Annotated in this window: 1 pseudogene; it reads right to left on the bottom strand. The window is 70.8% G+C overall.

Annotation, left to right across the window (positions count from 1 at the left end):
• Positions 1 to 233: pseudogene (locus tag HMPREF0072_RS11760) on the bottom strand (hydroxymethylbilane synthase); the annotation flags it as partial.

Below are 233 nucleotides of genomic sequence, written 5' to 3' on the forward strand. Positions count from 1 at the left end.
GCGCGCCGACCAGGGCGCGCAGCCACAGGCTGTCGCCATCCAGTTCGGCATAACTGCCGATCGGCACCTGGCAGCCGCCTTCCAGGCGGGTATTCATCGCCCGCTCGGCGCGTACGCGGGTTTCGGTGGCCGCATGGTTCAGCGGCGCCAGCAGCGCGCGGGTGACGCTGTCGTCGAGACGGCATTCAATGCCGACCGCACCCTGGCCGACCGCCGGCAGACACTCTTCGGCG

Origin of the sequence: Anaerococcus lactolyticus ATCC 51172 (genome assembly GCF_000156575.1) — a bacterium.
Lineage (GTDB): Bacteria > Bacillota > Clostridia > Tissierellales > Peptoniphilaceae > Anaerococcus > Anaerococcus lactolyticus.